Consider the following 16,323-nt stretch of genomic DNA (forward strand, 5'->3'; position numbering starts at 1 on the left):
CGCAAACCGTTCCTGTAGCAGCCTCTTACAGCTGCCTCACCCTCTATCTTATTGTCCGACAAAAGCAGGCATCGACTGGGACGAGAAGTTAATCGTCTGCAGCATTCTCAGCAGCGCCGTTACCGTATCGAGCGAGGTCATACATACGACGCCGTTCTCTACCGCTTCACGGCGGATGCGGAATCCGTCACGCTCAGGCGTTTTGCCCTTGGTCAGTGTATTGAAGACGAAGTTCGCTTGACCGCCGCGGATCAGATCCAGGATGGTCGGCTCGCCTTCATCCAGCTTGTTAACGTTCATCACGTTCAGCCCGGCCTGCTCCAGCGCAGCTGCCGTACCGCCGGTGGCGATGATTTTGTAGCCCATGGCATGGAAGCCCTTCATCAGCTCAACCGCTTCAGCCTTGTCTTTGTCGGCTACAGTTACAATGATTGCCCCGGTAGCCGGGATCTTCATACCTGCGCCGATCAGACCCTTATAGAGCGCCTTGGCATACAGCTTATCGCGGCCCATGACCTCACCGGTGGATTTCATCTCCGGTCCGAGCGTAGGCTCGACTCTGCGCAGCTTGGCAAAAGAGAACACCGGCACTTTGACCGACACATAATCGCTCTCCGGCCACAGGCCTTCAGTGTACCCGTCTTCCTTCAGCTTGCCGCCGAGAATGATCTTGGTCGCCAGGTTCGCCATCGGAATACCGGTCACCTTGCTCAGGAACGGAACCGTACGCGAGGAGCGCGGGTTGACCTCAATGACATACACTTCATTTTGATAAATGACGAACTGGATGTTCACCAGCCCGATGGTCTTGAGCTCCTTGGCAATCTTGATGGTGATCTCGGCAATCTTCTGCTTCAGACCTTCATCCAGATATTGCGGCGGGTAGACAGCGATGGAGTCGCCGGAGTGAACCCCTGCGCGTTCCACATGCTCCATGATGCCCGGAATGACAACCGTCTCTCCGTCGCAGATGGCGTCCACTTCCACTTCCTTACCCAGCATATAGCGGTCGATCAGCACCGGATGCTCCGGATTCACTTTTACCGCTTCAACCATATAGCTTAGCAGTTCTGTGTCGTTGTAGACAATCTCCATGGCGCGTCCGCCCAGGACATACGATGGACGAACCAGCACCGGATAACCGAGGGATTGCGCGGTTTCGACAGCCTCATCAATATTGATTACGGTCTTGCCTTTAGGTTGTGCGATATCCAGACGGGCGAGCAGGGCTTCAAATTTCTTGCGGTTCTCGGCTTCATCGATGCTCTCAAGGCTGGTACCCAGAATGTTCACGCCCGCAGCAGCAAGCGGTGCAGCCAGGTTAATCGCGGTCTGTCCGCCGAACTGTACGATGACTCCGATCGGATTCTCCTGGGCAATCACGTTCATGACATCCTCGAAGAACAGCGGCTCAAAGTACAGGCGGTCCGAGGTATTGAAATCCGTCGATACGGTCTCTGGATTGTTATTGATAATTACAGCTTCGTAGCCAGCCTTCTGTATGGCCCATACCGCATGTACCGTGGAGTAGTCGAACTCAATTCCCTGGCCGATACGGATCGGACCGGAGCCGAGTACAATGACCTTCTGCTTATCGGAATGAATGACCTCATTCTCGGTCTCATAGGTAGAGTAATAGTATGGCGTTGAAGCCTCAAATTCTGCGGCGCAGGTATCGACCATTTTGAAGACCGGAACCAGTCCTTGCTGCAGACGCAGCACACGCACTTCCGCCTCCTTGGTGAATGCCCCACCTGGACGGCCTTCGGCACGGATCTCGGCAATCGCCCGGTCTGTGAAGCCTTTACGCTTGGCCTGATACAGTATGTCAGCAGACAATGTCTCTTCGGCACGGATCTCGTCCTCGAAGCTCACGAGCCCTTCGATCTTGGAGAGGAACCACCAGTCCACATTCGTAATATCCTGAATCTCCTGCAGCTCATAGCCGCGGCGGAAGGCTTCCGCGATCAGGAACAGGCGCTCATCATCCGGCTTGGCAAGTCTATAGCGCAGCACACTCTCTTCAAGCAGCTCCGCTCCCGGCAAGCGGAAACGGTGGACACCGATCTCCAGCGAGCGGATGGCCTTGTGAATCGACTCTTCAAAGGTACGGCCGATCGCCATCACTTCACCGGTCGCCTTCATCTGTGTACCCAGCTTGCGGTTCGCCGAGATGAACTTGTCGAACGGCCAGCGCGGGATTTTGCTGACGATATAGTCCAGTGTAGGCTCGAAGCAGGCGTAGGTCTGTCCGGTCACCGGATTGACGATTTCGTCCAGTGTGTAGCCGAGTGCGATCTTCGCGGCCATCTTGGCAATCGGATAGCCGGTCGCCTTCGACGCCAGCGCCGAGGAGCGGCTGACACGCGGATTCACTTCGATCACATAATACTGGTAGCTCTGCGGGTCCAGGGCGAACTGGACGTTACAGCCGCCTTCAATATTCAGCGCGCGGATAATCTTCAGGGAAGCACTCCGCAGCATCTGATATTCACGGTCAGACAGCGTCTGGCTCGGGGCCACTACGATACTGTCGCCCGTATGTACGCCCACCGGATCAAAGTTCTCCATGTTGCAGACCACGATACAGTTGTCGTTCGCATCACGCATAACCTCATATTCGACTTCCTTCATGCCGGCGATGCTCTTCTCGACCAGACACTGGCCGATCGGGCTGTAACGGATACCGGCCTTGACGGTCTCACGCAGCTCTTCTTCGTTGTCGCAGATTCCGCCCCCTGTTCCGCCCAGCGTGTAGGCAGGACGAACGATCAGCGGATAGCCGATTCCTGCGGCGAAGCCCAGAGCTTCTTCCACACTGGTAATAATCGCACTTTCCGGCACCGGCTGATCCAGCTCGCGCATCAGCTCGCGGAACAAATCGCGGTCCTCCGCTTTCTCGATGGATTCAAGCTGTGTACCCAGCAGCTTCACTTTCTCTTGCTCTAGGACTCCGGCACGGGCCAGCTCTACAGCCATGTTCAGGCCGGTCTGTCCGCCGAGTGTCGGCAGCAGTCCGTCCGGACGCTCCTGACGGATAATTCCAGTCACGAATTCCAGCGTAATCGGCTCGATGTATACTTTGTCAGCCATATTGGTATCGGTCATAATCGTCGCCGGGTTGCTGTTGATCAGCACGACCTCGACGCCCTCTTCTTTAAGGGCCTGGCAGGCCTGAGTGCCTGCATAGTCGAATTCGGCAGCTTGACCAATAACGATCGGGCCGGAGCCGATAACCAGAATTTTTTTGAGTTTGTTGTTCTTAGGCATGTTATAGAGCTCCTTTCACGGCTTCAAGCTGGGGTGCGGATGATTTCGGTGCCGTGATTCTGGCATTCGCTGCAAGCTGCGCCTGACGCGATCCGGCCGGCCGCTGTGCCTTGTGGTCTGCGATCAGCTGCAGGAAGCGGTCGAACAGATAACTGCTGTCAAGCGGTCCCGGCGCCGCTTCCGGATGGTACTGCACCGAAAAAGCGGGGTAACGGGTATGCTTCAGTCCTTCAACGGTCTTGTCATTGTTATTGATATGGGTAACTTCCAGGTCTGTGCTGGCAATGGATTCCTCATTCACTGTGTACCCATGATTCTGGGAGGTGATGAAGCAGCGTCCGCTCTCCAGCTCTTTCACCGGATGGTTCCCGCCGCGATGGCCGAACTTGAGCTTCTCAGTGTCGGCGCCGCAGGCCAGGGCGAACAGCTGGTGTCCCAGGCAAATGCCGAAGATCGGGTATTCGCCGAGCAGCTCGGAGATTGTCTGTACCGCATAAGGCACATCCTTCGGGTCTCCAGGGCCATTCGAGAGCTGAATGCCGTCAGGGTTCAGGCGGCGGATCTCGTCTGCGGTGACATCATGAGGGACAACCACCACATCACAGCCGCGGTTGTTCAGCTCGCGCAGAATACCGGTCTTTGCGCCGTAATCGACCAGCACGATGCGTTCTTTGGTGCCCGGGCTGCTGTAGGCTGCTGTAGTTGAGGTACGTGCAACCTGATTGCGCAGCTCTTCAATGGTCGTGTCACCCATCATCTCCATCAATTCTTCCACACGCTTGTTCGAAGTGGTGAGGATTGCCTTCATGGTGCCATAGTGGCGGATAATGCGGGTAAGCATACGGGTATCAATCTCGCTGATGCCGGGAATGTCATATTCCTTCAGCAGATCGTCTACACTGTATTCAGCACGCCAGTTGCTGGGTACGGATTCGTGACGCCGCACCACAAAGCCGTGTACAAAAGGGCGAACGGACTCGAAGTCATCACGGGTAATACCGTAATTCCCGATCAGCGGATACGTCATGGTGACGATCTGCCCACAGTACGAAGGGTCCGATAGTACCTCCTGATAGCCTGTAATTCCTGTGTTAAAAACAACCTCGCCCGTCTTCTCGCCTTCCGCGCCAAATGCGGTGCCTGTAAACAGTGTTCCGTCCTGAAGCAGCAATCTCGCCTGCATGCCTTCCACTCCTTCTTGTTTCTGTAGTCTGATTCTTATGTCACAGCCATGCAGCCGGGCTGCATGGGCTACTGCTTACTTCTGTTAAGCCTCACTCCATACGGCTCTGCCGTCTACCCAGGTCTTCACCGGCCAGCCCTTAAGCTTCCATCCGGTAAAAGGTGTATTGCGACCCTTGCTCGCAAACGTTGCAGGATCTACTTCCTTCTCTTGATTCAAGTCAATCAGGGTCAGATCGGCAGGCGCCCCAACGGCAAGGCTGCCTGTATTCAGTCTGAACACCCGGGCCGGATCAGCGGTCATCCGCCGCACCAGCAGTGACAGATCCCATTTGCCTGTGGCCACAAAAGCGGTATACAGCAGCGGGAAGGCCGTCTCAAAGCCGACGATGCCAAACGGTGCAAGCTGCATGCCTTTGGCTTTCTCTTCCTCGCTGTGCGGGGCATGGTCGGTCACGATGATATCCAGCGTGCCGTCCAGCAGCCCTTCAATGCAGGCCTCAACGTCACGGCGCGAGCGCAGCGGCGGATTCATTTTCCAATTGGCGTCCATGCCCGGAATATCCTCCTCCGAGAGCAGCAGATGATGCGGGCATACCTCGGCGGTCACCTTAATGCCAATTTGCTTCGCCTGGCGGATCAGCCGGACCGACTGCTCGGTGCTGACATGGCACACATGATAGTGAACACCCGTTGCTTCAGACAGCAGAATGTCACGGCCTACATGAATGGCTTCCGATTCGTTCGGAATTCCCTTCAGGCCATGCTTGTCGGCAAAAGTGCCTTCGGCTACCGGCGCTCCTTCCACCAGCGAGTTATCCTCACAGTGGGCAATCACCGGCATATCCAGTCCCTTCGCCAGCTTCATCGCATCCTTCATCATCTGCGCGCTCTGTACGCCTACACCGTCATCGGTGAAGCCGATCGCTCCCGCTTCCTTCAGTGCCGCAAAATCCGTCAGCTCGCGTCCCAGCTCATTCTTGGTAATGGCCGCGTAAGGCAGCACCTTCACAAGCCCCGCTTCACGTGCCTTGTCCTTCACGAGCTGTACGATCTCTGCACTGTCAGTTACCGGGCGTGTGTTCGGCATGCAGGCAATCGTTGTGAATCCGCCTTTGGCTGCCGAACGTGCACCGGTCTCAATCGTTTCCTTATGCTCGAACCCCGGTTCACGTAAGTGCACATGCATATCGATCAGTCCCGGAATCAGCAGCTTACCATCCGCTTCAACGGTCTCGCTGGCTTCCTCTACCGCCTCGGCGGCATCCTGAATCTTCGAGATAACTCCGTCCTGCACAACAATATGCTTGCGCTCCAGCACGCCTTCTTCGTTCAGTACACTGGCATTTTTGATGATCACGGTTAGGATTCTCCTTTGTGCCTTCCGGCCGCAGCCGTAAGCTCTGTAGTTATTATATAATAAAAATTCATCTTTGTGTATATTTATTAATGCGCTTATGTGAGGTTTTTTTCTGCTACTGCAGCGCCCGCTCCATGACAGCCATCCGTACCGGGACTCCGTTCGCCATCTGCGGGAAAATCCGGGACTGGCTGCTCTCCACCACCGCATCGTCGATCTCTACATTGCGGTTGACCGGCGCCGGGTGCATGATGATCGTTGCCGGATCCAGCCTGGACGCCCGTTCCTCAGTCAGCCCGAAGTGCTCCCGGTACTGCTCAGCCGATAAAATAATGCCCGAAGCATGCCGCTCCAGCTGCACTCTCAGCATCATGACCACATCCGCCTTCAGCGCTTCTTCCATGGACACGTATGGAGCGTAGGCCGCAAGCTCAGGAGCCTGCATATTCGCCGGGGCGCAGAACTGCACACTTGCCCCCATTTTGGTGAGTGCCCAGAGGTTGGACCTTGCTACCCGGCTGTGCATAATATCCCCGATAATCGATACCTTCAGGCCCTTCAATCCGCCAAAATGCTTGCGCATCGTGTACAGGTCCAGCAGCGCCTGCGTCGGATGCTCGTTGTTGCCGTCCCCGGCATTGATGAGCGGAACGCCTACCTTCTCGGCAAGCTGCTGCAGCACACCGGCAGGCTTCAGCCGGACCACTCCGGCATCGATGCCCATTGACTCCAGTGTGCGCACTGTATCGTAGATGGACTCACCCTTCTCGACACTGGAGGCCGCGGCCGTGAAGTTCAGCACTTGCACACCCAGGCGTTTCTCGGCCATCTCGAAGGAAAAGCGGGTTCTTGTACTATTCTCGAAGAACATATTGGCAACAAAATGTGCTCTCAGCACCGGCGTGAGCTTCTCGCTCTGATGATCCCAGTAGGCTGTTCTGTCTAGCAGTTGGGTAATCTCCGACCCCGCCAGCTCCTTCATCCCCAGCAGACTGCGTTCCTTCACTTTGGTTGCCGTCATCATTGTTATCGTTCCTCCCGGTTTGAAATAATGTACACTTCGTCCTTGCCGTCATATTCGCTCAGGGACACTTCAATCTGCTCATGCCTGGAGGTAGGTACGTTCTTGCCGATATAGTCGGGGCGGATCGGCAGCTCCCGGTGGCCGCGGTCAGCCAGTACAGCCAGCTGGATCATCCGGGGCCGTCCGCAATCCATCAGCGCATCCATTGCCGCGCGGATCGTTCTTCCTGTGTACAATACATCGTCGAACAGGATCACTTTCTTGTCCCGGGTGCCGCTGGTGCCCGGAGGCAGGATCAGGTTGCTGTTGACAACTGCCTTGTCCATCGCTTCCCGGTTGTCCCCGCCGCCTTCGCGGTCATCGCGGTAATGGGTAATGTCCAGCTCCCCGTAAGGGATGTCCACGCCCTCAATTTCCTTAATGCGCTCCGCGATCCGCTGAGCGAGGTAAATCCCCCGGGTGCGGATGCCGACCAGCAGGCAATTCTCGATACCCTTGTTTTTCTCCAAAATCTCATGTGCAATGCGTGACAGTGCCCGGCGAATCGCCGTTTCGTCCATAATGACATTTTTTTCAGTAACCATCCTCTTTGCCATCCCCCTGCTTGATCGCCTGTTCAAGTTCCCCGGATAACAAAAAACTCCTTGCCCAAAGCAGGCAAGGAGTGAAATCCGCAGATTCAAAAAGATGGCGTGTCCGCGCGCATAAAAAGACCCTCCGTACTCATACGGATTCCTTCTTTCATGACGCGAACCTCGATTCACGTTACCTTGCCAGCCTCACGGGACTGAATTAAAGGCGCTATTCATTTGTTAAAAGTATGACAGAATGATGGCAGGATGTCAACATGGTTCAGGCTAAACGAAAAATGCTCCTAATGTACAACCTCTATGCTCTCGACAATGTTCATTCTCTTCATACTGCTTAACGGAATGATCGTTGCAACAAGGCAGGTTACCCCTGCCAGTATTGTAGCCAGAAGTATAGGGATAATTGGAATATTGCTGAAATCCCATACATCCATCGTTGCCGATTGTATAAACACAGAGAGCAGATAACCCGCAATGGAACCCAAGAGAGAAGCAAAACCGGCATAATAGGCCCCTTCCCATAGGAAGATTTTGTACAGACTACTCTTATCCATTCCAATCGCCCGCTGAATACCGATTTCATTGATTCTTGTATTAATATTCGTATAGATAGTATTCATTATATTCAATATTCCAATAAAACTGATAAACAGGATCAGCCCCCACATGAGTATCTTGATTTGTTCAAAGGATTGCTGGAGTTGCTCATCGGCTTTTTGGTAAGAGAGCCAGCGAGAACCCTGATTTTTGTCTACGATCTGTTGAATCAACGACTCCACCTGTGAATGATCTGCGCTATCGTTCATAAAGATATTCATTTGATTCACCATGTGATGGCCTGTCAACTTATCATAAACCTTGTCATATACAATGATATCAACCCCGTTGACCCACCCTGTCCCTTGCAGTTGCAAAGCCCGGGGAGTGACTGCCTCCACTGTAAGCATGTTATTGTTAATCGTTATCGTATCTTGCGGTTGCAGTTGAGTGGTCTGGGATCCGGCGATTTCTATCGGATTTTTGACAATACACAGCGTGCCGTTCTGGAAATCCAGTTTCTTCTGATTATCCATAGATGGATATAATTGATTCAGTGTTTCCATATCTACCCCAATAATTTTTAGCATATCCCCGCTTAATCCAAAAGTGAGATCACTTTCAATCTCGCCCGGCATATATTTGGAGTATTTCATATAAGAGATGTCTTTCACCCCGGAATGGGCTTGCAGTTGGGCTATGGCACTCTCTGGTATTCCTACCGTTTCGCTCGTAATCGAATAATCCCCTTGTTTCAAATCGCTGATCTGACTCGTGGTGTCCAGCACATCTCCAAATGAATGCAGCGCTACAAAGATGGTAATACTCATAAACAATGACAGTATCGTGATTAAGGATCGGGACGGATTCCGCCTGAGATTGATAAGCGCAAAATAGCGGTTAAAGTTCTTGATCGATTTGCTATTTCTTCTTTTTCGATGAACGGTAGTCTGGTTCCCGGCTATGGCTGTCTTGGGGGAAACTCTGGCTGCATACGATGCGGATGGAAAAGAAGCTGCGCATGTAAATATGAACGATATGACCGTTCCAAACAGGATAGCGGTCACATTCTGGTTCGGATAATCGGAGAGAAGTTGCTGAAGCTCATTCTGATCCTTGACGATCAGAGTGTCCGGTTGAATGATGGTCAATGCCATCTCCGTGATGGCCCCTGACGTGAACAACCCGATAACAAGTCCCACTGGAATTGCAATCGCGCTATAGATTAATACTTGAAGGATCACAATCTTGTATAATTGTCCCGGTTCTGCTCCGATGGCCCTGAGATATCCGTAATTCTTCATTCTTTTAACAATAGAAATTTTGAGTACATTATAGATGACCAGACCGGAGGCAAGCAGCACCAGCAGACCGACCACATACGCGATGACAGTGATGGATGTGATATTGTCCGTCTGCTCAGATTCCCCTGTGTCAAAAGAGACACCTAGAGCATTCAAATAAAAGGCATTATACGAAACGAATGAAGCCTCAAGCTGCAAATCCTTGACGATCTGATCCACCGTTGATTGAAACGCATTTAACGATTTAACCTTGAATTCCGCCGAGGTCAGCAAATACTGCTCCGGTAAATAACGTTCTGCCGTACCTTCACCCACGAGAGCCAGCGACAACCCCGACACATAACCTGTGTAATCATCCTCCAGCACCCCGCTCAAAATAAAGGAAGCCGTATAATCAAAGGAACCCTCTTCTACGTTGTTAGATGCAACATTTAGCTTCATTGTGATGGGCATTCCGATTCTCGGTTCCAGCTTCATTAATTTCAAGATGTTATCGGTAAGGGCAATCTCATTGGGCCGCTGTGGCAGCTCGCCTTCTTTAATCTGAGTAACCCGGGAATGATTTCGCAAACCGTCTGTATTATATTCAAGAACACTGGCACTTATCCCTGAATCTTGAATGGTGCTGTTCCCCAGAGATTGATACAATCCGAGATTGGATATTCTGCTATCGGCCTGTAATTTGTGAACCTGATCTTGATTCAAATGGTTAAAGGTAACATGATAATCGCCATTGACGTAACGGGCTTGCTCTGCCCTTAAAGTCTGAAGGGTGGTGATGGATTGGGCCACTACTGTTGTCATTACAGTGGACATCACAATAGCGATGATGATCAACACCGAGGTCAGCGGGCTGCTCCGCAGCTCCTTGACAGCATAACCTAAATAATGTTTCATTGGCTCTCAACCTCCGATAGTACACCATCCGAGATGGTTAACCGTCGTTCAGAGAGCTGTGATATGGCAAGATCATGGGTTATCATAATTAAGGTGGCCCCAAATTGCTTGGATGCGCGGGTGAGCAGCTCAATAACTTCTTTACTGCTTTTGCTGTCCAGGTTACCCGTAGGCTCATCGGCAAATATAATTTGAGGTTTGGCAATCAGCGCTCTTGCTACCGCCACTCTCTGCTGCTGCCCCCCCGACAACTCATGCGGCAGATGGGAGAGACGGCCGGAAATCTCCAGGAAATCGGTTAATTCTCGCAAATACTCTTGATCGGGCTGTTTCCGGTCCAATAACACCGGCATACAAATATTCTCTTCCGCCGTTAAAATGGGAATCAGGTGAAATTGCTGAAACACAAATCCGAATTTCTGGCGGCGAAATGCCGACAATTCCTTCTCCCCCAGAGCATACATATCTTCATTATTAAATAAAACAGTCCCGCCAGTTGGCTTATCTATCCCGCTAAGCAGATGCAGAAGTGTGGATTTCCCACTCCCCGAAGGTCCAATGATCGATACGAACTGGCCATCCTCTATAGTAATAGATACATTGTTTAAAGCGGTTACTTTGTTCGACTCTGTTCCATAGATTTTGGAAAGAGCTTCGGCCTGTAACGGCATGAAATACACTCCCTTTCAAATTAATCCCAATAAATCCAATATACCATCTTATTGCATTAAAAGGAAATTACATAGATTTGACGGTATCAACTTCAGCACTGCTAGTATACAGCCGATAATAGACACTCTGTTGCGCCATAAGCTGGCGGTGTGTTCCGCACTCCACAACTCGCCCGTCTTGGATAGCATAGATGATATCCGCTTGTTCGATGGTAGAGAGTCTATGGGCAATGATAATGACGGTCTTGCCTGTAAATAACATCTGGAAAGCGCTTTGAACAGTTTGTTCCGACAAGGTATCCAACGATGACGTTGCTTCATCCAGGATGATAATCGGCGCATCTCTTAATATTGCGCGTGCAATGGAGATTTTTTGCTTTTGTCCGCCCGATAACATCACGCCGTTCTGACCGACCTTGCTGTCGAACCGGGCAGGCAAAGACATAATAAAATCATAAATATCAGCAGCTTGGGCGGCAGCTATAATCTCGTCCATGGACAGATCCGCGGCTAAGCGCAAGTTATTGAGAATCGTATCATTGAAGATAAAGGTATCCTGTGAGACGATACTTATGTTCTTGCGTAAATAGTGCAAATTGTATTCCCTAATGTCAATTCCATCTAACAATATATGTCCATGGTCAACATCCCATAACCTGTAAATGAGGCTCGTGACCGTCGTTTTGCCTGAGCCGCTGGTTCCCACAAGAGCAGACACAGTATTGGATGCAAAAGAAAGATTTATTTCCTTTAACGTCTCGACTTGATCGTTGTAGGAAAAATTCACATTATGAAACTCGATGTCCCCCTTGAGTACCATCGGTTTGATTCCGCCATTGTCATGCTGAATGTCAATCGGTTCGTCCAATACAGCCATTATTTTCTCCATTGCTACAATCGTCTGCTGAATATTCATTTTGAAATGAGCAATTCTAAATATCGGATTTAAAAGTTGTTGTGTATATGTATTAAAGGCAACCAACACCCCCACCGTCATGGCGCCAATCATTACTTTGTATCCTCCATAACTTAGAATAGAGATTGTAATGAAGCCGCTGATGATATTGGAACTTAACATACTGGCAGAGAGGTGGAATTGTAGCTTCACTCCTTCTTCGTAGAAACTTCTTGCTGATTGATAGTATTTTCTAAAAAATAATTTTTTGGCATTTTGAAGAGTAAAAGTTAACATGGATGACAAATATTCTTCAACTACAGATACATACAGGCCATGATGATTACGCAGACGGGTCACTATCGAATGGATCTTCTGGTTATATCTTCTTTGCAAGATGAACATAAGCGGCTGCAACGCTACAGAGACCAGCAACAAATCGAACTGCATAATCGATAAGAAGATCAGCATTACAACCGCCGTGATGATATCGGAGATAAGTGTAAAGATCATGCGGGTGGAGAAGTCTTCGACAGTAGCCACATCGCTGTTGATTGTTGTGAGTAGATCGCCCGAATTCGCATCCGAATAGTATCGGCCGGACATTTTGTTCAAATGATTCACAAGCTTCAAACGCAGATCATAGACCACTTTTTTGCCGATTACTGCATAATAATAATCAGAGATTAATTTACTTCCATTTTGCAGGACAATAATCGCTAGAAAAGCAACGACCACTTGCAGCAATAAAGTATAATCTTTATCGGGAATCACATCATCAATAATTCGAATGAGTATGTAGGGTGTCATGATCGACAGCAGTGAGTTTATCAGCATAAACACGCCGGCTAGAGCGTGCTGTTTTTTGTATTTGAATATAAGCGTAAACAGTGGTTTGAAATGAACATCAACTTTCATTGGCTTCGAGCCTGCTTTCGACAAATTCGGATAGCGACAAGGATGATTGAAATACATTCAGACTCAGCAAATTGTAATTGACTGTAATTGAAAAATGTCTTGTTATCTCTTCCATAAGCGGATAATAATCATCTTGCTTCAACCACTCGAATAAATTCTGCTGCGTCAACTTGTCAGTCTGATGGTCAAGGATAGAGAATGTTTGACGGATAATATGTATAATTTGTTGGTGTACCTCTTCATTCGTGGTTACAATTCCCTGCTTGCCGAGTTTAAAATCGGGGCATTTGCCATTCTCAATATCTTCAGCGTTCCAGTGATTTAGACAGGCTGTAGCTTCGAGTGCGGTGTTTAGTTGGTTAAAAGACCGGATGTCCTGCTCACGTGACAACAGGTTTGCAATGTAACCGGAAAAATAGGCAGTTGCTTTACTGTTACCTCCAAACATTCTGAATGAACCATTTAACGTAGGAACCATGACAGGAGTAATATCGGCCACACATTGGATACGTTCATGCCGGTTATACCAGAAAGAATTGGCATCGGTGAAGCGAATGCTGTCTACTCCAATGACAGAGGGTATCGCAGCGGGCATACTGTAACTGTGTCCATTGGCAAGTGATGACACGATAAATTTCCCTTCATGACTCAGCTTGTTGCAGATGGCTGTCAATGGTTCAGCGTACATATTGTTCATCGTAGCCAAGCTTAGATTGACTATTCGGGCATCCAGATCACAAATATACTCCAATGCCTCGATTAATCTTGACGAGCTGGTCTCCGCGTTGTGGTCGAGGATTTTGACGATATCCAATTCTGCGCCAGGATGCACGTTATTAATAATAGCCGCGCAATACGTGCCATGACCACTTGAGTCCTGAATCTCGTTCGGCCCTCCCCTGCTTGAGAAATTTATACCTGAATGAATGTTGAAATCAGCGTTTGCCATATCAATGCCACTGTCCACGATAACAATTCTCTGCTTCTGTCCCATACTGTATCCACCTTATAGTAGGAAAAAGCAAAGATATAGAGAGTCTACATCTTTGCCCATTCCTCATTTAAGTATTATTAATGCCTGTCATTCATATTTCTTCTTACCACCCACTCCAGCCTTTCGGGGAAATGGTAACGACGCAGCCGACTGGGTTAGATCCTTTGTTGCCTGACCAATCTGCGCAATCATCGGTACATCCTTGACCGTGAACATCAAGTTCTTCGATCTTGTCAGTGATTTTTTTGATTTCCAGATTCATTTTATCACCTCCTTTCAAGTGTAAATGGTATTGTTTTCCTTTAAAATCTGATATTTCGTGTTCTCCATTGCACAGACGACCGGAGATGGTGTCAGATCGTTGCCGGTTAATACTTTATTGATGATTTTACAACGGGAGCAAGTACATCCGGCATACAGTGAACAACCCTTGCAATCGGGATTGATTTCTTCCGCACTGCGAAGTATAGAGGCAAGTTTATCTGTGTCTAGTGGGGATGCGTCTTTCACATTGCCGATTCGAAATTCATTGTCACCGATGCCATAACTGCATGGGTACAGATCGCCATTGGGCAAAATATGAAAGCTGCCAGTCCCTCCCGTACAGACACCCATTTTGAAGTAAGGAACATTCAAGAGAATAATGTCCAGGTCCGGATGATTTTTTTGCGCTTCTCTAAGATAAATTTGTACTTGCCGGGCTTGTTCAAGAAGCAGTTTCATATGATTTTCATTCCAGCGGTTATCATAATAGTCCGGAATACAAGCCACTTTGCCAAAACCAAGCTTCACCAGATGGACCGCATTCTCATACAGCTCGGCCACTGTCTCTGAATTAAACGTTAACCGGGCTCTGATATCGGTTCTTAACGTCAACAATTGTAAAGCGTTGGAAGTGACCAGATCATAGGACCCTTTGCCATTATGCAGTTTTCTGTGGAGATCATGTGTGTCTTTGCCTCCGTCTAAACTGATAGATAACCCATAGTTAATATTCGTAGCCAGAAAACTCATTTTCTCCGCGTCCAATAATGTTCCATTGGTGGTCATTCCGAATAACAACACATCGTCTTGTCCGATAAAAGCTTCTTTGATTCGGTTTGTGGTATATTTCACAATCTCAAAGTTCATTAATGGCTCTCCGCCATGAAATTGTACGATCAGCGTTGTATCCGCCATTTGCTTATATTGGCTCAAGATGTAATCGATGGCGATATCCACCGTCTCCCGGCTCATCATCTCATATGATTTGTCCATGCCTTCGTAGCAATAATCACATCTCATGTTGCAAGCTGTCGTTACCCATATACTGGCTAACATAAGAACCACCCTTTTTATGTATGACTTCCCCAGACCGCTTGCTGCAATTCCCGCTTCTGTTCACTGCAATCAAATTCGGCAACATGATCGCCCTTCTTGAGTAGATCCAAGAAATGAACACAGTTCCAACAGAACAGATTGACATCACAATCAGCACACTTATTGAAGTTCTCTGGTTGAATGTTCATCAAGGACTGGTACCCCCCGCAATCTTGATAACATTTCTGACTGTAAAAGGATTCGAAATCCTCTATATCATTTACATGACATAGACGATATTCTTCCTTCTCAAGCAAGCCGCATGGATATACATTTCCTTTATAGTTGATATACAACGTTTTTTGGATTGCACCGCAATGACAGGTCTTCAGATTATGAAGAATCTCATTGTTGTTCAACTGCCCCATGTCCGACTTGAAGTCGGAATCAAGGTTAACCTCCAATTGACTTTTATTAATACGTCCTCTACCAATCGGACTAAAGATCCGGGTTACCCCTTTGGTGCCCAACTGTTCATTCAGATGGTCGAATTCTTCGCGTAAATGTTGGGTATCACTGGTGATAACCATGGACAACGATATTTTATCCAGACCATTCTCTTGCAGCAGCCGGATACTGTCCACTACTTTTTGGAAGACGCCTTCTCCTCTTATCTTGGAACATGTCTCTTCATCAACACCATCAATGCTAATGTCGATCGAGTCGGCATATTTCGCCAATGCTATAACATTGACTTCTTCAATAAGTGTGGCATTTGTCATTACGCCGATGATTCCCTGGTAATGCTCACGTCCATATTTAAGAATATCCAAGAAATCTTCCCGGACCAGCACTTCACCACCTGTAAAATTGATTTGGGCGGGGTGGAGGGCTATGATTTTATCCAGTATGCCCAGGATCTCTTCGGTCTGTAGGAACTCCTTGCCTGCGATAGAACTGGCCGCGACGCAGCAGTGGGTACAGTTCAAGTTGCAGCGGTGCGTGACCGCAAAATCAATAGCCCTCGCTGGAACCTTCTCCTCATCGCTCTGCAATCGGATCACTCCGATGGCTCTGAGTTTCGTAAATAATTTCTTGAAATAAGCTCTATCTTCATCATCAGCTAATGCTTGAAGCAAATCAGCAAAAGTGGCCTGATGATCCACACCCATGTTCAGAATATCGAAACATTGCTTGCTGATCTTCATCCATTTCCCGTCATCCCGGTTCCCGATAACGACTTGATTACCGTGTTTAAGCGTTCTCAAATTGCTCTTGAATTGATATTTCTCTTCAACCTGCATGAATACCATGCCTCCCTGCTGAACGTTGTAGCTGTCTACCTCACACAAAAATCATAACATAAAAAAATAATTATGGTG

Annotated in this window: 12 protein-coding genes; all 12 read right to left on the bottom strand. The window is 49.0% G+C overall.

Annotated features, from left to right (window positions below; genetic code table 11):
• Positions 1-48: 48 nt before the first annotated feature.
• Entirely contained in the window at positions 49-3,270 is a 3,222-nt protein-coding gene (carB, locus tag MKY86_RS22320) for a carbamoyl-phosphate synthase large subunit (RefSeq protein ID WP_076076022.1), read from the bottom strand.
• Position 3,271: 1 nt separating this feature from the next.
• Positions 3,272-4,453: a glutamine-hydrolyzing carbamoyl-phosphate synthase small subunit gene (carA, locus tag MKY86_RS22325; protein WP_051477942.1), complete on the bottom strand. Its 1,182-nt coding sequence runs from the start codon at positions 4,451-4,453 to the stop codon at positions 3,272-3,274.
• 84 nt (positions 4,454-4,537) lie between these two features.
• Positions 4,538-5,812 (bottom strand): dihydroorotase, encoded by a 1,275-nt coding sequence (locus MKY86_RS22330; protein ID WP_076076019.1) that lies wholly within the window; start codon positions 5,810-5,812, stop codon positions 4,538-4,540.
• A 115-nt stretch (positions 5,813-5,927) separates the two neighbouring features.
• A complete protein-coding gene (locus MKY86_RS22335) occupies positions 5,928-6,836 on the bottom strand; it encodes an aspartate carbamoyltransferase catalytic subunit (protein ID WP_076076017.1) in 909 nt (302 codons plus the stop codon).
• Positions 6,837-6,838: 2 nt separating this feature from the next.
• Positions 6,839-7,420, bottom strand: coding sequence for a bifunctional pyr operon transcriptional regulator/uracil phosphoribosyltransferase PyrR (gene pyrR, locus MKY86_RS22340; protein WP_076076014.1), 582 nt, complete (start codon positions 7,418-7,420; stop codon positions 6,839-6,841).
• 290 nt (positions 7,421-7,710) lie between these two features.
• A complete protein-coding gene (locus MKY86_RS22345) occupies positions 7,711-10,164 on the bottom strand; it encodes an FtsX-like permease family protein (protein WP_076076011.1) in 2,454 nt (817 codons plus the stop codon).
• Positions 10,161-10,835: an ABC transporter ATP-binding protein gene (locus tag MKY86_RS22350; RefSeq protein WP_076076008.1), complete on the bottom strand. Its 675-nt coding sequence runs from the start codon at positions 10,833-10,835 to the stop codon at positions 10,161-10,163. Before MKY86_RS22350 ends, MKY86_RS22345 begins: the two co-directional genes overlap by 4 nt.
• Positions 10,836-10,902: 67 nt before the next feature.
• Positions 10,903-12,648, bottom strand: a complete 1,746-nt coding sequence (locus tag MKY86_RS22355; protein WP_076076005.1) for an ABC transporter ATP-binding protein — start codon at positions 12,646-12,648, stop codon at positions 10,903-10,905.
• The gene (locus MKY86_RS22360; RefSeq protein ID WP_076076003.1) at positions 12,638-13,642 is read right to left on the bottom strand and encodes a S8 family serine peptidase; all 1,005 of its coding nucleotides are present in this window, start codon (positions 13,640-13,642) and stop codon (positions 12,638-12,640) included. Before MKY86_RS22360 ends, MKY86_RS22355 begins: the two co-directional genes overlap by 11 nt.
• Positions 13,643-13,745: 103 nt before the next feature.
• Entirely contained in the window at positions 13,746-13,904 is a 159-nt protein-coding gene (locus tag MKY86_RS22365; protein WP_340827519.1) for a hypothetical protein, read from the bottom strand.
• Between the two features lie 14 nt (positions 13,905-13,918).
• On the bottom strand, positions 13,919-14,962 hold the full coding sequence (locus tag MKY86_RS22370) for a radical SAM/SPASM domain-containing protein (protein WP_076076000.1): 1,044 nt from the start codon (positions 14,960-14,962) through the stop codon (positions 13,919-13,921).
• A 14-nt stretch (positions 14,963-14,976) separates the two neighbouring features.
• On the bottom strand, positions 14,977-16,245 hold the full coding sequence (locus tag MKY86_RS22375; protein ID WP_076075997.1) for a radical SAM protein: 1,269 nt from the start codon (positions 16,243-16,245) through the stop codon (positions 14,977-14,979).
• Between the last annotated feature and the right edge of the window lie 78 nt (positions 16,246-16,323).

Origin of the sequence: Paenibacillus sp. FSL R7-0333 (assembly GCF_038000365.1) — a bacterium.
GTDB lineage: Bacteria > Bacillota > Bacilli > Paenibacillales > Paenibacillaceae > Paenibacillus_AQ > Paenibacillus_AQ silagei.